The 22,923-nt window shown below is 45.9% G+C and carries 23 protein-coding genes; 14 read left to right on the forward strand and 9 right to left on the reverse strand.

Features of this window, described 5'->3' with window-relative positions; translation table 11 throughout:
• The first annotated feature begins 6 nt into the window (after positions 1–6).
• A complete protein-coding gene (locus tag QZX97_RS19125) occupies positions 7–765 on the forward strand; it encodes a DUF4573 domain-containing protein (RefSeq protein WP_363152697.1) in 759 nt (252 codons plus the stop codon).
• An 899-nt stretch (positions 766–1,664) separates the two neighbouring features.
• Here QZX97_RS19125 and QZX97_RS15430 read toward each other — a convergent pair.
• A complete protein-coding gene (locus QZX97_RS15430; RefSeq protein WP_295649339.1) occupies positions 1,665–2,159 on the reverse strand; it encodes a T9SS type A sorting domain-containing protein in 495 nt (164 codons plus the stop codon).
• 584 nt (positions 2,160–2,743) lie between these two features.
• Here QZX97_RS15430 and QZX97_RS15435 point away from each other — a divergent pair.
• The 3 genes from QZX97_RS15435 to QZX97_RS15445 all read left to right on the forward strand — a co-directional run bounded on the left by QZX97_RS15435 (position 2,744) and on the right by QZX97_RS15445 (position 6,536).
• Positions 2,744–5,014: a Tex family protein gene (locus tag QZX97_RS15435; RefSeq protein ID WP_295664772.1), complete on the forward strand. Its 2,271-nt coding sequence runs from the start codon at positions 2,744–2,746 to the stop codon at positions 5,012–5,014.
• 101 nt (positions 5,015–5,115) lie between these two features.
• A complete protein-coding gene (locus QZX97_RS15440) occupies positions 5,116–5,646 on the forward strand; it encodes a DUF4142 domain-containing protein (protein WP_295649342.1) in 531 nt (176 codons plus the stop codon).
• Positions 5,647–6,008: 362 nt separating this feature from the next.
• Positions 6,009–6,536 (forward strand): hypothetical protein, encoded by a 528-nt coding sequence (locus QZX97_RS15445; RefSeq protein ID WP_295649345.1) that lies wholly within the window; start codon positions 6,009–6,011, stop codon positions 6,534–6,536.
• Positions 6,537–6,628: 92 nt separating this feature from the next.
• Here the strand turns inward: QZX97_RS15445 and QZX97_RS15450 are convergent, their stop codons facing one another.
• On the reverse strand, positions 6,629–7,165 hold the full coding sequence (locus QZX97_RS15450) for an alpha/beta hydrolase (RefSeq protein ID WP_295649349.1): 537 nt from the start codon (positions 7,163–7,165) through the stop codon (positions 6,629–6,631).
• 59 nt (positions 7,166–7,224) lie between these two features.
• Between QZX97_RS15450 and QZX97_RS15455 the strand changes: the two genes are divergently transcribed.
• On the forward strand, positions 7,225–7,923 hold the full coding sequence (locus QZX97_RS15455) for a 3'-5' exonuclease (protein WP_295649351.1): 699 nt from the start codon (positions 7,225–7,227) through the stop codon (positions 7,921–7,923).
• Positions 7,920–9,827 carry a DUF294 nucleotidyltransferase-like domain-containing protein gene (locus tag QZX97_RS15460; RefSeq protein WP_295649354.1) on the forward strand — a complete coding sequence of 636 codons (1,908 nt, stop codon included), beginning with the start codon at positions 7,920–7,922 and terminating at the stop codon, positions 9,825–9,827. Before QZX97_RS15455 ends, QZX97_RS15460 begins: the two co-directional genes overlap by 4 nt.
• Before the next feature lie 85 nt (positions 9,828–9,912).
• Here the strand turns inward: QZX97_RS15460 and QZX97_RS15465 are convergent, their stop codons facing one another.
• From QZX97_RS15465 to QZX97_RS15485, 5 genes are all read right to left on the reverse strand, one after another.
• Complete coding sequence (locus tag QZX97_RS15465; protein WP_295649356.1) at positions 9,913–10,206, reverse strand: nucleotidyltransferase domain-containing protein; 294 nt, start codon at positions 10,204–10,206, stop codon at positions 9,913–9,915.
• 52 nt (positions 10,207–10,258) lie between these two features.
• Positions 10,259–11,233, reverse strand: coding sequence for a polyprenyl synthetase family protein (locus QZX97_RS15470; RefSeq protein WP_295649358.1), 975 nt, complete (start codon positions 11,231–11,233; stop codon positions 10,259–10,261).
• Positions 11,234–11,425: 192 nt separating this feature from the next.
• On the reverse strand, positions 11,426–11,821 hold the full coding sequence (locus QZX97_RS15475; protein WP_295649361.1) for a GxxExxY protein: 396 nt from the start codon (positions 11,819–11,821) through the stop codon (positions 11,426–11,428).
• A 191-nt stretch (positions 11,822–12,012) separates the two neighbouring features.
• Positions 12,013–14,148: a ribonuclease R gene (gene rnr / locus QZX97_RS15480; RefSeq protein WP_295649364.1), complete on the reverse strand. Its 2,136-nt coding sequence runs from the start codon at positions 14,146–14,148 to the stop codon at positions 12,013–12,015.
• Positions 14,149–14,205: 57 nt separating this feature from the next.
• Positions 14,206–15,186, reverse strand: a complete 981-nt coding sequence (locus tag QZX97_RS15485; RefSeq protein WP_295649367.1) for a chitinase — start codon at positions 15,184–15,186, stop codon at positions 14,206–14,208.
• A gap of 146 nt (positions 15,187–15,332) precedes the next feature.
• Here QZX97_RS15485 and QZX97_RS15490 point away from each other — a divergent pair, with 146 nt between their 5' ends.
• The 7 genes from QZX97_RS15490 (at position 15,333) to QZX97_RS15520 (ending at position 20,752) form a co-directional block, all read left to right on the forward strand.
• The gene (locus QZX97_RS15490) at positions 15,333–15,881 is read left to right on the forward strand and encodes a cob(I)yrinic acid a,c-diamide adenosyltransferase (RefSeq protein ID WP_295649370.1); all 549 of its coding nucleotides are present in this window, start codon (positions 15,333–15,335) and stop codon (positions 15,879–15,881) included.
• Between the two features lie 152 nt (positions 15,882–16,033).
• Entirely contained in the window at positions 16,034–16,255 is a 222-nt protein-coding gene (locus QZX97_RS15495; protein ID WP_002996718.1) for a DUF2795 domain-containing protein, read from the forward strand.
• Positions 16,256–16,398: 143 nt separating this feature from the next.
• Complete coding sequence (locus QZX97_RS15500) at positions 16,399–16,545, forward strand: lmo0937 family membrane protein (protein WP_295649373.1); 147 nt, start codon at positions 16,399–16,401, stop codon at positions 16,543–16,545.
• Between the two features lie 102 nt (positions 16,546–16,647).
• Positions 16,648–17,895 carry an acetylxylan esterase gene (locus tag QZX97_RS15505; protein ID WP_295649375.1) on the forward strand — a complete coding sequence of 416 codons (1,248 nt, stop codon included), beginning with the start codon at positions 16,648–16,650 and terminating at the stop codon, positions 17,893–17,895.
• A 13-nt stretch (positions 17,896–17,908) separates the two neighbouring features.
• Complete coding sequence (locus tag QZX97_RS15510; protein WP_295649377.1) at positions 17,909–18,493, forward strand: TIGR00730 family Rossman fold protein; 585 nt, start codon at positions 17,909–17,911, stop codon at positions 18,491–18,493.
• Positions 18,494–18,682: 189 nt separating this feature from the next.
• A complete protein-coding gene (locus QZX97_RS15515) occupies positions 18,683–19,579 on the forward strand; it encodes an AEC family transporter (RefSeq protein ID WP_295649379.1) in 897 nt (298 codons plus the stop codon).
• A 51-nt stretch (positions 19,580–19,630) separates the two neighbouring features.
• A complete protein-coding gene (locus tag QZX97_RS15520; protein WP_295649381.1) occupies positions 19,631–20,752 on the forward strand; it encodes a bile acid:sodium symporter family protein in 1,122 nt (373 codons plus the stop codon).
• A 355-nt stretch (positions 20,753–21,107) separates the two neighbouring features.
• On the opposite strand, the gene QZX97_RS15525 is transcribed toward QZX97_RS15520, so the two are convergent.
• Positions 21,108–21,407 carry a HigA family addiction module antitoxin gene (locus QZX97_RS15525; protein WP_295649384.1) on the reverse strand — a complete coding sequence of 100 codons (300 nt, stop codon included), beginning with the start codon at positions 21,405–21,407 and terminating at the stop codon, positions 21,108–21,110.
• Between the two features lie 328 nt (positions 21,408–21,735).
• On the opposite strand from QZX97_RS15525, the gene QZX97_RS15530 reads away from it, so the two are divergent.
• The gene (locus QZX97_RS15530) at positions 21,736–22,254 is read left to right on the forward strand and encodes a DNA cytosine methyltransferase (RefSeq protein ID WP_295649386.1); all 519 of its coding nucleotides are present in this window, start codon (positions 21,736–21,738) and stop codon (positions 22,252–22,254) included.
• Between the two features lie 9 nt (positions 22,255–22,263).
• Here QZX97_RS15530 and QZX97_RS15535 read toward each other — a convergent pair whose 3' ends face one another.
• Entirely contained in the window at positions 22,264–22,707 is a 444-nt protein-coding gene (locus QZX97_RS15535) for a hypothetical protein (protein WP_295649388.1), read from the reverse strand.
• Between the last annotated feature and the right edge of the window lie 216 nt (positions 22,708–22,923).

A 22,923-nucleotide genomic window follows, 5' to 3' on the forward strand; every position in this document is an offset into this window, starting at 1 on the left:
GCTCCGATAGAGCCTGTTACTCCAGTAGCTCCCGTTGCCCCGGTAGAACCAGTTGCCCCGGTAGAACCCGTTACACCAGTTGCTCCGATAGAGCCTGTTACTCCAGTAGCTCCCGTTGCACCGGTAGAACCAGTTGCCCCAGTAGAACCCGTTACACCAGTTGCTCCGATGGAACCTGTAACACCTGTAGAACCCGTTACACCAGTTGCTCCGATAGAGCCTGTAACACCGGTAGAACCCGTTACACCTGTTACGCCTATTGCACCAGTTGCTCCTGTCGAGCCGGTAGCACCTGTTGAACCAGTGGCCCCGGTCGACCCGGTAACGCCTTGTGATCCTGTAGAACCAGTAGCGCCGATAGAACCTGTAACACCCTGTGCACCAGTAGTACCGGTTGAACCAGTAGTACCGGTTGAACCAGTAGTACCGGTTGAACCAGTAGCACCCGTAACGCCTTGTGCACCAGTAGCACCGATAGAACCTGTAACACCCTGTGCACCAGTAGTACCGGTTGAACCAGTAGCACCCGTAACGCCCTGTGCTCCAGTAGCTCCAGTTGAACCAGTAGCACCCGTAACGCCTTGTGCTCCAGTAGCGCCGATAGAACCTGTAACACCCTGTGCACCAGTAGTACCGGTTGAACCAGTAGCACCCGTAACGCCCTGTGCTCCAGTAGCTCCAGTTGAACCAGTGGCCCCGGTAACGCCTTGTGATCCGATAGAACCTGGAACACCCTGTGCACCTGTTATACCTTGTATACCCTGAATGCCTGGAGCACCTGTAACACCTTGTGCACCTGTCGTACCAGTCGCCCCGGTAGAACCAGTTGCGCCGACCGCACCCGTAACACCTTGGGCTCCGGTAGCACCTGTCGAACCGGTGGTTCCAGTTGAACCGACTGGACCTGTAACACCCTGTGCGCCTGTTATACCTTGTATACCCTGAGTGCCTGGAGCACCTGTCAAGCCAGTTGAACCTGTGATGCCCTGAGCACCGGTTGGACCTGTCGAACCAGTTATACCTTGCACACCCTGAATACCTTGAGCACCTGTAGCTCCGGTAGAACCGTTAATCCCATTGTTTCCTGTAGCACCAGTTGCACCGGTTACGCCATTCGTGCCATTAGCACCCGTAGCTCCAGTTGCGCCCGTTACACCATTTGTTCCATTATTACCTGTGGCGCCGGTAGCCCCTGTAACACCGGTTGCTCCGTTTGCGCCGGTAGCACCCGTTTTACCCGGATTCCCCGGATTAAACGAGTTGATGGCATAAGGCACGCTTAATAATTTGGAAACGCCCATCACCACGTACCCGCTCCCTAAATCCACTTCTGTTTGAATGTATTTTTGAGCGCTGGTCCAGTTTACACCGGCAAATGTGCCCACGGTAGGGGTGCCGCTGCCCACTTCCAGACTAAACAAACCAAATTGGTCGGTCGTGGTGCTTTGCGTTTCCTGATATTCCACCGTACCGCCGGGCGCACTTGTCCGGATGGACAACCTCACGTTGAGCGCGGTGTTGGTGAGCAAACCACCATTGGCACTCCTGGCTACAGCCTGGTATTTAAATGCGGTTGATTGCGCCATGGCCGTACCACATAACGCGAAAACGGAAATGAGCAGGATGAGTAGATTTTTCTTCATTATATAAGGTGTAAGGGTTGTCTAAATTTTGATAAGTTTAACCTGTCCCTGAAAGTTCAATTGGTTCACCACACTGATAAAATAAATGCCCCCGGCTAAGTGGGAAACATCCAAGGTGAGGTAAAAAAAATTATGGTTGGAGTAGGTTACTGACTGTGTTTGCAAAATTTTGCCCGAAGCATCAACTAAGTTTACGGTATAGATTCCATCAGGTACATGGTTAAAGGCCAATTTCACAGTGCCGCCGCTGGCCGGGTTGGGGTATAATACCAACGAACTTGAGATGTTGGTGCCCAGCATGGTCTGCACATCAATGTCGGGCTGGTGAAAACCCGCGGTTAAAAATATCGGGGCGTTGGTGCCGGGGGTAGTGTTCGGCAAAAAGTCCGAAATAGGTTCGCCAAGCACATAGGTAAGTATCAAATTTGGCGAGGTAAGGGTCTCGGCCTGGTTGGCTACTACCGAACGCGACAAGTATTGCGCGCAGACCACTTGGCCCGACACAAAAAGTACCATTAGAGGTAAAAATACTTTCTGTATAATTCGCGTAATAATTTTTTTGAAAAATAGTTAAAAATTCTTAAAAAAAAATTATAATTTCTATATTATTGAGACAATAATTGTTATCCTACAACCATAATTTTTTAAGTATCGCATTAATAAAATTGTGTGATTAAAATCATTTGTAAATTATTTTTCATTTGGTTAAAATGGGTACAATTATCCCAATCGCCCTTGTTATACCCGCGGCGTATTTTTGTTTCGCTTGGTAAATAATTTTAATTTTTACACTTTTTTATCCGGCCGTTGCCATCATTGCGATGGGTTTCAACTATTCTCTTGAGCGGGTTGTGCCTGGCTTGAGTGAGCGAAAAAACCCATCGCAATAAATAAAGCCAACTTCAAAGTTTTTTTCACCCTCTATCCCGCTTGCTGAAGAGAGGGTCGCCTATCCATCAACCGACGGCTGTCCGTAGACTCTGTCTACGAACGACTATGCTTGTAGTCTCCGACTACAGCCCCCAAATAATCCCACGCCAACCCTTTGTTTTTTCCCCGAAACACACCAAATTCGCTACCTCAAATTCTGATGCCTATCTATGATATCCCACGATAAAAAAATTGCCGCCGAACTTTCCATTTCCGAAAAGCAGGTACACGCCACCGTCGCCTTGTTAGATGAGGGTGCTACCGTCCCCTTTATATCACGCTACCGCAAGGAAATGACCGGCAGCCTCGACGAGGTGCAGGTGGCCGCCATCCGCGACCGCACCCAACAACTGCGCGAATTGGACAAACGCCGCGAGGCCATTTTAAAATCGCTGTCCGATATGGGCAAATTAACCCCCGACCTTGAACAAGCGGTAAACGCCGCCGAAAGCATGACCATATTGGAGGATATTTACCTGCCATATCGCCCTAAACGCAAAACACGGGCTACCGCGGCCCGCGAAAAAGGTCTGCAGCCCCTGGCCGATACCATCATCACACAAAACCGTATCGACCTGGATGCCGAAGCCGCCAAATACATCAGCGAAGAAAAAGGTGTAGCCAATGTTGAAGAAGCCCTGGCCGGTGCCCGCGATATTTTGGCCGAGACCATATGCGAAGATGCCGAAGTACGCAGCCGTGTGCGCGACCTGTTTATCGAAAAAGGCACCTTCGAATCAAAAGTAATTGCCGGGAAAGAAGAAGCAGGCATTAAATACAAAGACTATTTTGAATGGAACGAGCCTGTAAAAACCGCGCCATCGCACCGCATACTGGCCATGCGCCGCGGCGAAAAGGAAGAAATATTATGGCTCGATATGCAGCCACCCGAAGATGATGCCCTGGGCATCTTAGAAAGTAAATTCATTAAAGGCAATAACGATGCTTCGGCGCAGGTAAAACTGGCCATATCCGATGGTTATAAGCGCCTGCTCAAACCGTCTATGGAGACCGAAGTGCGCCTCCTCACCAAAAAACGGGCCGATGAAGAAGCCATCAAAGTATTTGCCGAAAATGTGCGCCAGTTATTATTGGGCGCGCCTCTTGGCCAAAAACGTGTAATGGCTGTCGATCCGGGTTTCCGTACAGGCTGCAAAGTGGTGTGTTTGGATGAGCAGGGCAAACTGCTCGAAAGCACGGCCATATTCCCGCACACCGGCGCGGGTGGCTTGGCTGAGGCCGAAAAGACGGTAAAACACCTGTGCGAACGTTACAATATTGAAGCTATCGGGATAGGTAACGGCACGGCAGGTCGCGAAACAGAAACGTTTATCCGTGGGCTTAACTTGACGGGGATTGCCATTGTGATGGTGAACGAAAGCGGCGCGTCCATTTATTCCGCATCCGATGTAGCACGCGAGGAGTTTCCCGATAAAGATATCACCGTACGCGGCGCGGTATCCATAGGCCGCAGGCTGATGGACCCATTGGCCGAACTCGTTAAAATCGACCCTAAATCCATCGGCGTAGGCCAGTACCAGCACGATGTCGACCAAACCAAACTACAAACCTCGCTCGATGATACAGTAATGAGTTGTGTGAACGCGGTAGGCGTGGAGCTGAATACAGCCTCCAAACAGATACTGGCTTATGTATCCGGCCTCGGCCCGCAACTGGCGCAAAATATTGTGGATTACCGCAATACAAACGGAGCCTTTAAACGCCGTGCCGACCTGAAACTGGTGGCCCGTTTGGGCGATAAGGCTTTTGAACAGGCTGCAGGCTTCTTACGCATCCGCAATGCCAAAAACCCATTGGATGCCAGTGCTGTACACCCCGAGCGTTATGCCCTGGTAGAGCAAATGGCCAAAGATGCCGGATGCACGGTGGAAGATTTGATGAAAGATGAGCAGGCGCGCAAACGCATCCCGCTGCAAAAATATGTGAGTACCGAAATTGGTTTGCCCACGCTAACCGATATCATGGCCGAACTGGCTAAACCCGGCCGTGATCCGCGCGAACAGTTCGAAGCCTTCAGCTTTACCGATGGCGTCAATAAAATAGAGGACCTTAAAACAGGCATGCAATTGCCCGGCATCGTAACCAATATCACCAACTTTGGCGCCTTTGTGGATATCGGCGTTCACCAGGATGGCCTGGTACACCTGAGCCAGATTACCAACCGCTACATCAAAGACCCCAACGAGGTATTAAAAGTAGGCCAAAAGGTAAAGGTTACGGTTACCGATGTGGATATCAACCGCAAGCGCATCGCCTTGAGCATGAAGGAAAACGAAACGCCCAAACCTGCGGCCCCAAAGCCATCCTATACCAAACCAACATACCAAAAACCCGTGCCGCCAAAACCGCGCGAGCGCCAACCCGAACCCGAAACCGATATGGCCGCAAAACTGGCCGCGCTAAAACATAAGTTTAAATAGAGACGCGAGCTTCGATTTTCATTCAAAAATTTTCAACCAAGCCATCGCCTATACACTATTTATTATTAGTTTTGCCACAAACAACCAAACGATACGCTATAATGAAAAAACTAAGTTTAGCCCTTGCAATATTAACCGGAGTATGGACACTGCAATCGTGCACCGAAGGAAGGGGAAATTCGTACGCTACAAAAACTAAAGTCGATATCAACGGAGTAACATTTATCAAAACCATCCACGAAGGTGGCTTAGTAGAAATCGACGCGTCTAAAATCGCCAAAAAGAACTCTACCAATGCCGATGTTACCGCTTTCGCTGATATGATGATAACCGACCATACTGCTATGGGTGCCGATGTCGATTCGTTAGCTGCACACAAATTTGTTATCGTTCGCGATACCGTTGATTACGACCACAAAACCATACTCGACAGCCTGTCTAAGAAAACAGGTGCCGCTTTCGACAAAGCTTATATGGCATTAATGGTTTCGGGCCACAAAGATGCCGCCGAATTATTCGAAATCAACAAAACCAGCAACTATACTGAAATAAGGGATGTTGTTGAAAAATACCAATCGAAAATAGAAGACCATTTAAAAGCTGCCGAAAAAGTATCGGCTTCTTTAAAATAAACAGAATATTTTCTTTCAAAAATAGCGATGGGTTTCAAACTCATCGCTATTTTTTTTACCCTAAAAGTTCCCCTCTTAAGAGAGCTTGTCCCGACCTTCTTTCGGGAAGCGGAGGGGTGTGTCCTTTTGTGGATTTGATATGAAAATCCCAAAACCGTCAACAAATGCAGACAGTTTCGTCAACAATTTAGTGCATCAGAGCCAAAATATTGCCCCGCAGCACAGCCCTTGCTAAGCATTGATTAATAGCAGTTTGACCATAAAAAGCCCTTAAAACTGCAATTTTGGCAATATGTTTGCGTAAAGCCTACCCGAACTGCAAATAACACAGTTCATTTATTCAAACTAAAAATAAAATTATCATGAAAAAGTCAACCAAGTGGATCGCGTCAGCCTTTGCAGCCGTGGCCCTATTGTTCGCATCAAATGTTAAAGCACAAACCTCTAATCCCGGCGATACATGGCGCCTCGGCGTTGGTGTAGAAGCAGGCCTGCCTACCGGCGATCTTAACAGTTTCTCCAATTTTGAATTAGGCGGTACCGCCAGGTTGCAGTACGATACCAAATCAAATATCTCGTACATGCTTACCTCGGGGTACTATAATGTATTTGCCAAATCTTTCAACGGCGTTACACCAAGCGCACAAGGCATTGTGCCGGTTAAATTAGGTATGAAGTATTTCGCCACCAGTAATATTTATTTCAGTGGCGAGGTTGGTGCCGGCTTCGAAACAAGCTATGCCGATAATATCAAACTCATCTTATCTCCCGGCATTGGTTATGCCAATGTTAAAGGCTTAGATGTAGGTTTACGTTACGAAAACTTCTCCGGTCAGGGCGATAACTACGGCCTGGTAGGTCTGCGTATTGCTTACGGCTTAAAATTGTAAAAAAATACCAACGATTACAAAAATAGCGATGGCCTAAAACCCATCGCTATTTTTTTGCACTCTGTCGTTGTTTGTATTACCACAAACAACACTTATCCATCCAATTCCTTCAAAAACTCCAGCCCTTCATCCCAAACCGTATATCCCGATGCCACATTGATATGCCCTGCATTGCCTATGGTGGCCAGTTTACTTCCCCAGCAATTGGCAAAATAAGTGGCCCGCTCAAGGCTTACATAATAATCATCCGTACTCGCCACGGTAATACTCGCGAAGGGTAGTTTGTATACCGGCATCGGTTTAAAGCCGGTAGTGCCCGGAGGGTAGGTATCGGCTTCCGTATCGCTTGGGCCAACCAACAAAGCGCCTTTTATTTTACGGCCATATTTTGCAGCCCAAAAAGCAACAGTACTGCAGGCCAGGCTATGGCCCACCAATATCACATTTTGCAAATCATAAGGCTTTAAGGCCTCGTCAATGGTGCTTATCCATGTTTCCATTACAGGCGCGTCCCATTCGCTTTGGTTTATGCGCTTAAAACCATACTGGCGTTCCCAATGCGTTTGCCAATGCTGTTCGCCCGAATTTCCCAGTCCCGGAAGGATAAATATGTCTGATTTGAACGTCATACAATTGTATTAAACTTATAGTTCACACTAACCTAACAAATATTTTCTAATTTTATTCCGTGCAAAAATATTTGTTATTTATAGATACCGAAACTTCAGGACTGCCAAAAAACTGGAACCTGCCATATAGCGACGACAGCAATTGGCCCCACGCGGTGCAAATATCCTGGGTAGTTTACACTGCCGACGAGGTGGAAGTAAAACGCGAAGACCATTATATTAAAGATGACGATTTTGATATCAGTGTCGAGGCCTTCAACATCCACGGCATTACGCGCAGCTTTTTGAACATGCATGGCGAATACCGCAAAGATATTATGACCCTCTTGGCCGACGACCTGAACAAATACCAGCCTTTGGTTGTTGGGCATTTTATGGAGTTGGATTACCACATCACCGGCGTCGATTTTTATCGCACAGGCATACCGCAACCAATGGACCATCTGCCCATGTTTTGTACCATGCTGGCTACCGAAAACTTTTTGCGCAGCCCACGCACAAAACATTTAAAGTTGAGCCAGTTGTACAGCTTATTGTTCAACAAACAATTGCCCAACCAGCATAACGCCATTACCGATGCTTTGGCTACAGCCGAAAGTTTTTTTGAGCTGCAACGTATGGGCAACATTACCGATGAAAAGATAGCCAAACAACAAACCGACAGGTTAAAAGCCAAAAAGCCGGTATTGCAAAGCGGCTGTGCACTACCCATGTTATTTTTGATAGTAATAACCGTTTTAATAGCATATTGGTTATGATGAGCAGGTTGGAATTTTTAAAACAGCACGAACCGTTCAGCTTGCTTCCCGAGGAGGTTTTGCAACAGGTGGCCCCACAATTGCAGGAAGTTTGGTACAGTAAGGATACCTTGATCTACCAGCAGGAAATCACCAAACTGCGTGGCGTCGACCTGATTGTTGAAGGCGAATACGAATCTTTTTTTTACGATAGCGCCCAAAACAAACGCCAGTTGCAGGTTCATATACCCGGCTATTGTTATGGCGGCATATCGGTACTGCTCAACGGCCGCATGTCCATTCGTACCGTCATCGCCAAAAAAGGCACCACGGTCTACTTTTTGCATCGCCGCGATTTTAGGGCGCTTTGCCGCGACTACGACGACTTTTTTCAATATTTTTCATCCGAGTTTGGCAGGCAGATGCTCAACGAAGAGTTCGCGCATTTTTTTAAGCACCCGGCCACTTTCGAGGAAAGCTATGTAGCATCCGAGCAGCTCTATTCACGCAAAATTGAAAGCATCGAGTACCGCGACCTGCTCTCCTGCAGTGCCGATACACCCATATACGAAGTGGCCCGTAAAATGGCCGCGCATAAAACCAGCTGTATTTTTGTTAACGATGGCGGCTCAAAAATCATCGGCTATGTAACCGATATTACCTTGCGGGATAACGTGGTAGCCAAAGCCGGCAATGCCAACGATCCGGTCAAAAACATTATGGATAACCCCATCGTGTCCATCAGTTTGGATGCTTATGTGTACGAGGCACTCCTGATGATGTTCCGCACCAAAACCCGCTATTTGCTCATCGAAAAAAACGGCGTGTTTGTGGGTTCTATCAGCCGCAGTAAATTATTAAGCGACCAGGCACAATCGCCCATGGTGTTTATACAATCAGTAAAGTTGGCTATTTCTGTTGACGAACTGAAACGCAAATGGGATGCCGTGCCGCAAATGGTAACCCAACTGCTGGGCCGTGGCGTCAACGCCGAAATTGTGAACCAGGTAATTACTACCGTTGCCGATACAATTGCCCAAAAGGTGATTGAGAGTGTGATAGAAGAATTGGGTACGCCGCCGGCCAAATTTGTTTTTATGGTATTGGGCAGCGAGGGCCGCAAAGAACAAACCTTTAAAACCGACCAGGACAACGCCATTATTTACGAAGACAAAGCCAACGAACACCGCGAAGAGGTGAGGGCCTACTTCCTCGAATTTGCGCGCATAGTGTCCGACAAGTTAAACTTTATCGGCTTTGTGTACTGCGAAGGCGGCTATATGGCTCAAAACCCCGAGTGGACACATTCACTGTCTTACTGGAAACGCAATTACATGAGCTGGATGGCCGAGAGCGTGCCCGAAAGCGTCATCAAATTCTCCACTTTTTTCGATTGCCGCTCCATTTACGGCGACGAAAGCATCATGACCGAGCTAAAGGATTTCCTCGACGAAGAACTGCAAAAGCCTATGGAAAAACTGTTCTTCCACATGGCAAAAAACGCTTTGCAATACGAGCCGCCCCTTACCTTCTTTAAAAACATCAAAACCTTTACACAAGGCAGCCAGGAGGTTTTCGATATCAAACGCACTATGACGCCCATTGTCGATCTGGCCCGCGTGTACGCCCTCAAAAACCGTATTTTCGAGGTTAATACAGGTGAACGCCTCAAAGCGCTAATGAAGAAAGGCGTATTTACCGAAACCGCTTACCAGGAGCTCATTCAATCGTACTATTACCTGATGGGTATGCGCCTGCGCAAACAAGCTATCCAAATCATCCGCGACAAAACCGCCCCCGATAACTATATCGACCCCGAAACCCTTACCAAAATCGAACGCGTAACCCTAAAAGAAATCTTCAAAACCATCGAAGGATTCCAAACCAAAATACGCATGGAGTTTACAGGGAACCTTTTAGGATAATAAAAAAGCGTCATTGCGAGCGATAGCGAAGCAACCTCTGCACTTGCTAATCGATAAATTAATTCGAAACCGTCACTCGCCAATACTACCTTTCATATATCAAAACCTTGTCTTGATCAATAAAAGGTTTAACATATTTCGAAATGCCTTCATCACTAACTATGTCCACTTTTATCTTTAGCAACGTTTCAAGTTCATCCTTATAGGCAAAAAATTGCATGCCAATGGGCTTGGCATGGTCAAGCTCCACCAATATGTCGACATCACTATTTGTATCAGCCTCGTTTCTCGCGTAAGAGCCAAACAAATAAGCCTTCTTAACCGGGCGACTGGAAAAAAAGCTTCTTATATAATCGATATGTTGAGGCGAAAACGTCATATAGGCAAAGATAATCAATATCTTACAAATAGAGGTTTCGATTTCTGGAATCTTAATGCTCCCTCACCAACAAATCATCCGCGAAATGCGCGATGATACTTTTGCGCTCTTCGTCCAAACCAATCCAGCGGAGGTTGCTGATGGCCATGCGGGCGTATTTGTTCATTTCCTCTTCGGCCTGCTCTTTTACCGACAGCTGGTTATAAATAGCCTTAACAGCGGCAACCTTTTCGGCAGGGTTATAGTCAGTAGCACTTAACCAATGGTTCAGCTCGGTCAGCGTATCGCCCTGCGCCAACTCAAGCGCCTTAATAAGCAGGAAAGTCTTTTTGTTCGACAGGATATCGCCGCCCACTTGTTTACCAAATTTTTCCGGGTCGCCGTAAACATCCAGTATATCGTCCTGCAGTTGAAAAGCGATGCCCAGTTGTACCCCAAAATCATACAGCAGCGAGGCATCATCGGCACCGGCACCGCCTATAATGGCACCAATTTTAAGTGCCCCACCCAACAAAACAGCCGTTTTAAGGCGTATCATGTTCACGTATGCAGCAATATCCACATTATCCTGCGTCTCAAAATTCATGTCAATCTGCTGGCCTTCGCAAACGCCCACGGCGGTGTCGTTAAATGTATCCAATACCTGCCTTAATATGCTGTCATTCACCTGCATCATCAGCTTATTGGCTTCCACCATCATCACATCGCCGGCAAGGATGGCTATATTGGGGTTCCATTTTTCGTGCACGGTTTGCTTTCCGCGACGCAATGGGGCCTTGTCCATAATATCGTCATGCATCAACGTAAAATTGTGGAACACCTCAATAGCCAATGCGGGTTGAATAGCCTGATCCACATCGCCCCCAAACAAGTCGCAGGCCATCAATACCAAACAAGGTCGCAGGCGCTTACCGCCTAATGACATGATATAGTCTATCGGTTCGTACAACTCAACCGGGGTACTGCCATACTTTTTCACCGCAAGCGCATCGGTAATCAGCTTTTGTAATTGGGGGATGGTATGCATATTTGATACAAAGAAACAAAATTATTTTAGCCACTAAGGCACTAAGACACAAATGAATGAATAGGCTTAGTGCCTTTGTGGCAACAAAAACCACAAACAAGCCTCAAATTGACAGGCTTAGTGCCTCCGTGCCTTCGTGGCACCAAAAAACTAAAGCAACAAGCTTAGTGCCCCTGTGGCAACAAAAAAAAACTACAATATAAACCGCTTTATACCTTGCTTAATAAATGGCACATTGAAGTTGATGAGAAACCCAAGCCGTTTGCCCGTTAGTTTAAGATGACTTAATACTTGCGCCTCCCAAACAGGGTTAACCAAATCAACCGCTTTAAGTTCACAAATAATCAAATCTTCAACCAAAACATCTAACCTTAAGCCTTCATCAAATATCAGGTTATCATAAACAATAGGTATATCAAGCTGACGCAAATAGCTTAATCCTGCTTTCTTTAACTCATGGCAAAAGCAAACCTCATAAACCCGCTCCAACAAACCCGGCCCAAGCTCTTTATGCACATTGAATGCAGCGTTGACGATAATAGTAGCAATTTCTTCTTCTCTAAGTGAAAGCTTTTTGAAGTCGGTCATATTTATTTTGCCACAAAGGTACTAAGACACAAAGGAAAGGCAAATCCATCAAAACATCAAACAGATATACTTAGTGCCTCCGTGTCTTCGTGGCAACAAAAACTAAAGAAGCATTAAAAATTGACAGGCTTAGTGCCTCCGTGTCTTCGTGGCAACAAAAACTAAAATTGATAGGCCTTCGTGGCAACAAACTAATCCTGCACCAAAGTAAAATCTATTTGTTTTTTTGTCAAGTCCACTGTCTTCACGCGTATCTTCACCTCGTCGCCCAATTGGTATATCTTCTTCTTACGCTGACCGATGATGGCATAGTTCTTTTCGTCCAAAGTGTAAAAATCGTCCGAAATATCCCTCAAACGTATCATGCCCTCGCATTTGTTTTCGATAATTTCCACATACATCCCCCATTCGGTAACACCCGAAATGATACCCGCGAAAGTGTTGCCCACCTGTTCTTTCAAATATTCGGCCTGTTTGTATTTCACCGAAGCGCGCTCGGCATCGGCAGCCTTTTTCTCCATTTGCGAGCTGTGCACACACATTAATTCGTAATGCTCGGCATTGGCCGATTGCCCATGGTGCAAATAATGCTGCAACAAACGGTGCGACATTACATCCGGGTAACGGCGTATAGGCGAGGTAAAGTGGGTGTAATAATCGAAGGCCAAACCATAGTGGCTGGTCTTTTTGGTGGTGTAGATAGCCTTGGCCATCGAGCGTATCGCCAGACTGGTCAATACGTTTTGTTCTTTTTTTCCTTCCACATCTTCCATCAAAAAGTTGAGGGAACGGGCCGTTTCCTTGTCCGATTTGGTATTGATTTTATACCCAAACCTGGCCGCAAACAGCGCGAAATTGGCCAGCGACTCCTGTTTTGGTGAATCGTGCGAGCGGTAAACAAATGTGTACTTGTTTTTGCCTTTGCCTAAGGTAGCCACATATTCAGCCACTTTACGGTTGGCCAGCAACATAAAGTCCTCAATCAATTTATGCGCATCTTTACGCTCTTTTACATAAACACCAATCGGCTTACCGGCTTCATCCAGTTTAAATTTTACCTCTGTCGTCTCAAAACTAATGGCACCGTTCTTAAATTTGCGCCCGCGCAGCTTATAAGCCAGTTTATTGAGCGTTAGGATTTCTTTGGCGTATTCCCCATCCTGTGCTTCAATAATTTCCTGTACTTCTTCATAGGTAAAGCGCCTGTCGCTGTGGATGACGGTCTTTCCAAACCACTCATTAATAATATAAGCATCCTCATCCAGCTCAAACACCGCCGAAAAGCAAAGTTTATCTTCTTTTGGCCGCAAGGAGCATAAACCGTTCGATAATCGCTCGGGCAACATCGGTATCACACGGTCCACTAAATAAACCGATGTTCCGCGCTCGTAAGCCTCTTTGTCCAAAGCCGAATCAGGTATAATATAGTGCGATACATCGGCAATATGCACACCAACCTCATAATGTCCGTTGTCCAGATATTTAAATGAAATAGCATCATCAAAATCCTTCGCATCAAACGGGTCGATGGTAAAAGTAAGTGTATCCCTAAAATCGCGGCGTTTGGCAATTTCCTGCGGGGTGATGATATCCGATATGGCATTGGCCTCATGCTCCACCTCGGCCGGAAAGGAGAGGGGGAAACCATACTCGGCCAGTATGGCGTTCATCTCGGTATCGTTCTCGCCTTGCTTGCCCAATACGTCTTTGATGCGCCCCACCGGGTTTTTTGCTTCAACCGGCCAGTCGGTAATTTGCGCCACGGCCTTTTCGCCATTCTTAGCACCGTTCAATTCATTTAAAGGGATGAAAATATCGTGCAACATCTTGCGGTCATCCGGCACAAAAAATGCAAACCTTTCCGATAGTTTTACAATACCGGTAAACTCCATTTTGGCCCGTTTGATAATTTCGATTACCTCACCCTCTTTGCGTTTGCCCTTGCTTTTGCCGTATACATAAACTTTTACCCAATCGCCGTTAAGGGCGTTGCGTAATTTGCGTGGGGCAACAAAAATATCGGTCTCGTCTTCGTCGTCGGTAACAATAAAGGCGGACCCATCATTGGTCATATCCACCTTGCCTTCAATAAAGGTCTTTAGCTCCAGCAATTGGAATTTGCCCGGCGATACTTCTTTCAGGCTTTGCTTAAAGGCTTCGTCTTTTAATATTTCGAGGATAACGAGTTTATCCTGCGGGTCCAGTATGTTGAGTTTTGCAGATACCTGCTTGTAATTTAATTGTTGATTGCCATTCTGCTCAAAAACATTGAGTACCAGTTGAGTGAGTACTTGTTTGATAGAATGGTTTTGTTCTTTTTTCGACATTTTTATGATTTGTTTTCTAATATACGGTATTTACCGCTTATTCATTGGTGTTGATATTTATGGGTAGGGCTGCATCTTTCCGCAGGAGCATGCAACCTCGGTATTTTTCACGTTCATTTGTTTCAGGAAGTATTGAAAGTAACCAATGCGATCATTCATAGCAAAAACACCCTCGCCCTGGTTACACTCCACCGCGCCGTTGATGATGTTGATGGTCATGCCAAAACCCGGTGTTCTTCCCTTGGCTGAATCGTCGGCATTGGGCTTCCATTTGCCCGTCATCACATCGTGTGCCGATGGTTTTGTGGTAACGGGTGTCATCCAAAAGTAGATGGCTGTTTTAAAAGCGGTAACGGCATCGGTACTTACCAAATCCGGATTTTTGAGCAATACGTTTTTGTCGCCAAATATAAAGGTGGATGCATAACCATAATTGCCGTTAAAGCTTAACTGTAGCGGACCGCGGCCGTAATACAATTTCCCCTTCACAGCAGGGTAATCATCACTGTCCGATATGTATTGTAACGAAGTGTTCAACTCGTGGGTATACATCAGGCCATCGTTATACAAGCCGTTTTGCCCGTGCCTGGTTTCGTGGGCTATATTGGCCAAAAAAGCGGCGAGTTCGGTTTTATCGGTGGTGAGGTCTTTTTCGCTGCAAAAATTACCATAGTCAATGTCCGCTACGGCATAAGCCATTTTCTGGGCCCATGGCTCGTTCCAGTCATCATCCTGTCGCACCACTTTGGCAATGCCGGTACGTTTATCGGTGCGGGTAATTTTATAGATGGAAATGGATCGCTTTTCCACTTTTACTTTAATAAGCGCCATTTCGTTTATCGCTTTGATAAAAGCCTGATAAGTGTAAAACTTGTCCCGCAAAGGGAACAGGGTATCAAAATCCTTTTCGGTAAAAAACGAAGCAACCGTAATTTTACCAGGGGCAATATTGGCCGACGTGCCACATTTAAAACCAAATAAAGTGAGCGTAAGGGTCAGCAGGCAAATAACAGGGGTAAAAGCAAAGGTTTTTTTCATCGAAATGCTCATGCGGTACAATATTACTCAAAAGATGCACGTAAATTAAACCACTACAGGCCCCTTATGTTTGTTTTACTTTCAACAGATAAAAAATTATCAACATTGCTTAAAAGCATCCTCAAATCTTATTTATTTGTATAAGCATGAAAATATACACTAAAACAGGGGATAAGGGCCTTACATCGCTCATTGGCGGTTCTCGCGTGCCAAAACATCACGTGCGTATCGAAAGCTATGGCACAGTTGATGAGTTAAACTCGTACGTCGGTCTCATCCGCGACCAGGGTATTGCCGAAAGGCATAAAGTGGTTTTGAAGGAAGTACAGGACAGGTTGTTCACTATCGGCTCAAGTCTGGCATCCGATCCCGATACATCCAAAATGAAAATACCCGACCTGCACGCTACCGACATTGAACTGCTGGAAAATCAGATAGACCTGATGGATGCCGAATTACCAGCCTTGCGTCATTTTATATTGCCGGGGGGTAGCAACGCTGTATCTTTTTGCCATATTGCACGTTGTGTATGCAGGCGCGCCGAACGCTTGAGCGTACACTTGAGCGAGGATAGTTTTGTTGACGATAAAGTGATTGTGTATCTAAACCGTTTAAGCGACTATCTTTTTACGCTGGCGCGGAAGATTGGAAACGAACAGCAAATACCTGAAAATCAATGGATACCGAGGGTGTGATACTTGTTAAAACCTTGAGAAAATTGAAAAATTTATCAAAGTTTCATCGCAAATAAAAAACAATTAAAATCGATGAAAAATAATTTGATAATCAGAACTAAAATATTATACTTTTGCAAAATAACAGATTAACAGAAATTTAGATAAAACATATGTATTGGACACTCGAACTCGCATCGCATTTGGAAGATGCACCATGGCCTGCAACAAAAGACGAATTGATAGATTACGCGATACGCTCAGGTGCCCCCGTTGAGGTAATTGAAAACCTGCAGGCATTGGAAGATGACGGCGAACCGTATGAAAATATAGAGGAAATATGGCCTGATTACCCTACAAAAGATGACTTCTTTTTTAACGAAGACGAATATTAGGCAATGCATTTTAAATAGATAACGCCTTTTAAAACTATTTTAAGCCCCCGCCCAACATCGGGGGCTTTGTTTTTTTGCTCTGCCCTCAAACATGGAATGGTTTTAGTTGTTCACTAAACAAATCATAATTAAAACATATTATCATGAGAAGTCTTTTGTACCTTATTGCTGTTATCCTTATCATTGGCTGGGCGGTGGGCCTATTTGTTTACAATGTAGGTAGCCTGATACATATTTTATTGGTCATCGCCATTATCGCGCTTATTTTAGGCGTGATACGCCGCGCCTGATAAAAATGTCAGAAACTTTAAGAGCCTCTTTTAGGGGCTTTTTTTATGCCAAAACTTTTGAACATTCGTCTTACGGTTCAATAATTTGCCTACTTTAGTTTTATGAAGCGGGCCACAACATTATTGCTTTTTATGCTGTTCAGCAGGTTTTTTGCCTTTTCGCAGCAACCTGCGCCCGCGTTGGTTTATACCTTGCCCGATGTATTGCTGATGAACAACGGCACCAAAGTTACCGCCCCGGCCCAATGGGACAAACGCCGTCAGGAAATACTCGGTTTTTACACTAAACAGATGTACGGGCAAATGCCGCCCAAACCTCAAAACATGGTTTTTAAGGTTGTGGAGCAAAGCAAAACGGCTTTAAACGGCAAAGCTACCCGCAAACAGGTCATCGTCTATTTTAATGGCAAAACCAACGGCCCGCAAATGACTATCCTTATTTACCTGCCAAACAAGGTGAAGCACCCTCGGGTTATTTTGGGCCTTAATTTTTACGGCAACCAAACCATCGTGGCCGATTCCGCCGTACTCATCGATACCGCCTGGGTGGACACCCGCCCCAAAGGTATGGTCAATTACCACGCTACAGCGGCCAGTCGCGGCGTAAACACGGGTCCATGGGCTGTCGATAAAATTATCGACCGGGGCTACGCCCTCGCGACCATTTACGATGGCGATATCGACCCTGATTTTAAAGGCGGCTTTTCGCGTGGCGTACGGGCATTATACCCCGAATTGCAGGGTATAGGCGATAACTTTAGCACCGTGGGCGCATGGGCCTGGGGCCTAAGCCGCGCTATGGACTATTTTGAGACCGATAAAGACATCAATGCCAAACAAGTGGCCGTTTTTGGTCATTCCCGTTTGGGGAAGGCAGCTTTGTGGGCGGGTGCGACTGATACCCGTTTCGCGCTCGTTATCAGTAACGAATCGGGCAAAGGCGGCGCGTCTTTATTTGCAAGGCAAAGCGGTGAAGCCCTCAGGCACCTCACCGGGGGCTTTCCAAACTGGTTTTGCGCCAATTTCAGGCAGTATAATGATAAGGAGGCCAGTTTGCCGTTCGACCAGCACTTTTTATTAAGTTTGATTGCCCCACGGCCGCTTTACGTAGCCAGCGCGGTGGAAGACAAAAATTCCGACCCCGATGGCGAGTTCCAATCGGCCAAAGCCTGTTCGGTGGTCTATCAGTTGTTGGGCAAAAAAGGCCTGCCTGCCGATAGTATCCCGCCGCTAAGCCATCCGGTGATGGGGCAGGTGGCTTATCATATCCGTCCCGGAAAACACGACGTTACCGACTATGATTGGGAACAGTACCTCGATTTTGCCGACCATTTTTTTAAAGCCAAATAACACATATTATAGTATGAAATTCATCTGCGTATTCTGCGGTGCCAATTTTAATGGCGACCCCAACCTGAAACAAGCCGTCGAACTATTGGCCGAAGTAATGGTAAGTCGTGAAATCGCCCTGATTTTTGGTGGCGGAAAGGTAGGGGTGATGGGTTTGATAGCCGATGCGATACTAACCCGCGGCGGCAAAGCGATTGGCGTTATCCCCGGGTTTTTAATGGACAAAGAAGTGGGCCATACCGGCCTTACCGAAATGCACGTGGTAGAAAACATGCACCAACGCAAACAATTGATGAACGACCTTTGCGACGGCATCATCACGCTGCCCGGTGGTTTTGGTACCCTCGAAGAGTTTTTTGAGGTGCTCACCTGGCTGCAACTCGGCCTGCACAACAAACCCATCGGCGTACTCAACGTAAACGGCTTTTACGATTTCCTGCTCAAGCAAATGGATGTTATGGTGGAACAGCGCTTTTTAAAGCCGGCCAACCGTAAACTGGTACTTACTTCTGCCGACCCGGTCGAGCTGGTTGCCCTCATGTCGGGCTTCGATGCCAAACCCGACGAAGTTTGGTTTAAAGACCGTAACCTCACTTAATGCCAGCCGTTTTGGTTGGATAGTCCTAACAACGTACAGCCCACAATAACAATAAGGTAATTCAGTCTGGATAGCTTTTTCATGAGTGGTGATTTATGCTGCCAAATTCGTCGGCTTGTATGAAATTAACATGAAAGCCTGCGCCATTTCTTATCCTTTATTTGGTAAAAGATATGATATTTGCCACCGATGGTAAACTTTGTACTCATAGTCGTGTGTATGCTGGCCGGCATGCTCTTCCGCCACGCTAAAACCTTGCCTGCCGACGCGCACCGTGGCATCAACGCCTGGGTAATTTATATCGCCCTGCCCGCCGTATCCTTCAAATACCTGCCCTATATCCATTGGACGCATGAAATGTTCATCCCGGCCATATCGCCGCTCATCGTTTGGTTTGGCGGATGGGTCATGGTCAAACTCTTCACCAAAGCAAACCCGGTCGACAAGCTCACCGAAGGCGGCCTCAAGCTTTCCTCCGGCATGGCCAACACCTCTTTTGTGGGTTTCCCGCTCATTGCCGCCTATTTTGGCGAGCAATACATCAGCATCGCCATCATTTGCGACCAGGTAACTTTCCTCATCCTTTCAACCTTTGGCGTGGTTACCGCCATAAAGGCTTCACAAAAACACAAGCTTTCCGCAAGCCCGGTTATCAAGCGGGTTTTACGTTTTCCGCCATTTCTGGGATGCATGGCCGCGCTCATATTGCCGCACTTTGTGAATATCTCGCCCGCGGCACCGTTCTTCGATAAATTGGCAGCCACAGTAGCACCCATGGCTTTGTTCTCCATCGGTTTGCAACTCCAATTCAAAGGCTGGCTGGCCGAACTCAAACTCGTATCCGTTACCTTGCTGTACAAACTTATCCTCGCGCCGGCATTGGTATTGGCCATCTTCTTTTCCTTGGGATACCGTGGCATCATCCCCCAAATCAGCATCTTCGAGGCCGCGATGCCTACCTTGCTCACCTCCGCCGTCGTTGCCGACGAATATGGTCTCAACCCCAAACTATCCAACCTCATTATTGGTATCGGCATCATTTTGTCGCTCATTACCACGGCGGGCTGGTGGTTTATTTTGCGGTAGCATCTGTGCGCCATAATCGTTAGATTTGATAGCCATATCATTCAACCATATATGACTAAAAACCTTACCAAAACACTCCTGTATTATACCCCGCCGGCATTATTGCTCATAGCCTATGGCCTTCTCAGTTTGATAATTGCAAGCCAATGGAGCGGCCTGGTGCTATTCCTGTTCTTTGCTTCTTTGGCATTTGCATACCGGCAACAGCCCAGGTTAAAAGGTTTCGCGTTCCCTATTATCATCTTTGGCGTGGTGAGCCTCGCCATGTATTATCCACAATATTTTGTGAGTGTGGATGGCTTCAAGCTCTCCAAACTCATCATCCCTTTGCTACAGGTCATCATGTTTGGTATGGGCAGCGAATTGAGCCTCAAAGAACTCTCCACCGTATTCAAAATGCCCAAAAAGATATTGGTAGGGGTGGTATGCCACTATACCGTGATGCCGCTCATCGGTTTTACCCTGGTCAGCCTATTCAGCTTCCCAAAAGAGATTGCCGCCGGTATCATTTTGGTGGGTTGTTGCCCGAGCGGCTTGGCTTCCAATGTCATGTCGTATTTGGCCAAAGCTAATTTGGCACTATCTATAGCCGTAACAGCCATATCTACGTTGCTATCGCCCTTGTTTACCCCATTGCTCATGCGCTTGCTTGCCGGGCGTTTGGTGGAGGTCGACTTTTGGAAAATGGCCTGGGATACCACCCAAGTGGTCATTATCCCCATCCTGGCCGGGTTGCTGTTCCATTTCCTGTTGCGGGGAAAACTCAAATGGCTCGACCGTATCATGCCTTCCATCTCCATGATCGGCATCGCCCTCATCATCACCGTCATCACGGCTGCCGGGCGCGACAGCCTCCTCAAAGTTGGCCTGTTGCTCATCCTCGCCGTGTTCATCCACAATACCTTGGGCTTTACCCTCGGCTATTGGTTTAGCCGGCTCATGCGTTTCCCCGAGGCCGACTGCCGTACCATATCCCTCGAAGTAGGCATGCAAAACAGCGGACTGGCCTCCGGCCTGGCATTGCTGATGGGCGGTATGGCCACCATCGGCCTCGCGCCCGCCGTCTTCGGCCCCCTCATGAACGTCACCGGCTCATCCCTCTCCACCTGGTGGCACGGGCGGGAACCTGCGGCTACAATGATTGATGCCAGCCTGGCGACTGGCAGGGATTGAATAATTGATTGTCAGAATGATTTTAAGTAATTGATAATCAATATATTAAAATTATGTCATTGCGAGGAGGCACGACGAAGCAACCTCTGCGCGATAGGTAACCCGGCGACAGGCACTAATGAACTGGTGAACCAATGAACCAACAAGGGGGGAAATAGTAGGAAATAAAAGAACACTTTTCAACTACTGCTACTTTTCCCGATAGCTATCGGGACTGCCACTGCCACTCATCCCGATAGCTATCGGGAAAGGGGGGGGGGTAATTGTAAGAACTTTTTCACGCCATCCGCTCCGACCTTTGCGCTATGCTGCAATCCACACAATATAGCGATTTTCTACAGGATTTGCAAAAAACCTAAGCCGAATGCTGATACTGATAAGGCTTTAAACTTAGCCCTTTCATTTTTTCGGCTGCTAAATGCAAATTGAATTTGGTTTGCAGGTTGGCCCAAATATCGGCGGTACCACCAAACACCTGTGCTATCCTGTACGACATTTCGGGCGTAATATCCGACCGCTCATGGATGATATTATTGAGGCTCTGCCGAGAAATACCCAACATCTTAGCCGCTTGGGTAACCGTCAATTCATTTACTGCAATAATTTCTTCCCGTAAAATTTCACCGGGGTGGATATGCCTCATTTGTCTTTTCATGGTATCTTTCTTAATGATAATCGATATAATCAAGGTCGTAAGCATGTTGTCTGTCAAAACAAAAATACAATATTTATTTTTTTTAAGTCTCCACACCCGGCAGAGATTTAGAGGGGGCTAATTAGCTGCTAATAACATATAATATAGCGATTTTTGTCGGGATTTGCAAACACATCAAATTTATTAACCGATTAATATATATGGTTCAAACACTATGTTCATAAAATGTGATGTGTTTATAATTAATCGGTTTTAATGTAACGATTTATTGGACAATTACAAAAAAATCTTATACTAAATCGCTTACTTTGTAAATAAGATAATTAAAATGAAAACTAATAAAATTGGTATATTTTCATTTTTTTCAGGGGCTGGATTTTTGGATTTAGGTTTTGAAGCTACTGGATTCTATGATACGCTATTTGTGAATGAATACCACAAAGCATTTATGGATATTTATAAAGAGTCCCGTAAATCGTTAAATATTGCGCCCCCAAAGTTCGGCCATCATGTGTGCGATATCACCGAATACCTCACAAATTTTAATTCTATTTGGTTGAACAAGAATATCGTTGAAGCAAAAGCAGAATATAAACATATTGGATTTATTGGCGGGCCGCCTTGTCCTGATTTTTCAGTCGGGGGGAAAAATAAAGGAGAGAACGGTGAAAACGGAAAATTGTCTGGGACTTATGTTGAATTGATTTGCAGAAATAAACCCGATTTCTTCTTATTCGAAAATGTTAAAGGGCTATACCGTACAAAGAAACATAGGGAGTTTTTCGATGCCCTCAAATTGAAATTAATAAAAGCAGGATATTATTTAACTGAAAAATTAAGGCAATGATATATCTATTTACACCAAATGGGTTATAGTTACCCAATCGGGCTTAAATCCAACTTTATCTAAAACGAAATCCTTTGAAACCACGTCCGGCTTATGCAGGTTAATAACTAATCTTTCTTGGGGTACGGTTTCAAATATTGTGAATTGCTGACCGCCCGATTGCCACGTAAATTTTTGCTCTTTAGTATCTTTATAATAACCGTACAAGTTGTTTTTCTTTTTGTCTTTAGCCCATTCCCAATAAAATAGTTCAGGATCATACCTAATAGCATCTACTTCATAAACGACACACTCTAATAAACTTTTAGAACGAATTAGCACAACTGTACGTAAGTGCTGAAATTTTTCTCTTATTGCTGAAACCCTTGCATTGTATATGCCCAATACCTTTTCACCATGCTCATCGGGTAATTTACCTGGTTGGACATTATAGTTATCGTAAGAGTTTATCAAGTCATTTCGGCCTGAAATTAGCCTGATTTTAGTAGCATTTGACGGGCTTGTGCTTAGTATAGATTTTGCGCCCCACGCTGTATTGCCCTTTCTTATATCGTCAAGTCCGACATTACTCGGTGTCCATTCTGCATCAATGGCGTTACTAAATATTATTTCCCATTCCTTACCCTAAATATCGGTTTGACCCCTCGTAGCGAGAATGTAAATCAATTG

Source organism: uncultured Mucilaginibacter sp. (genome assembly GCF_903893715.1).
Classification (GTDB): Bacteria; Bacteroidota; Bacteroidia; order Sphingobacteriales; family Sphingobacteriaceae; genus Mucilaginibacter.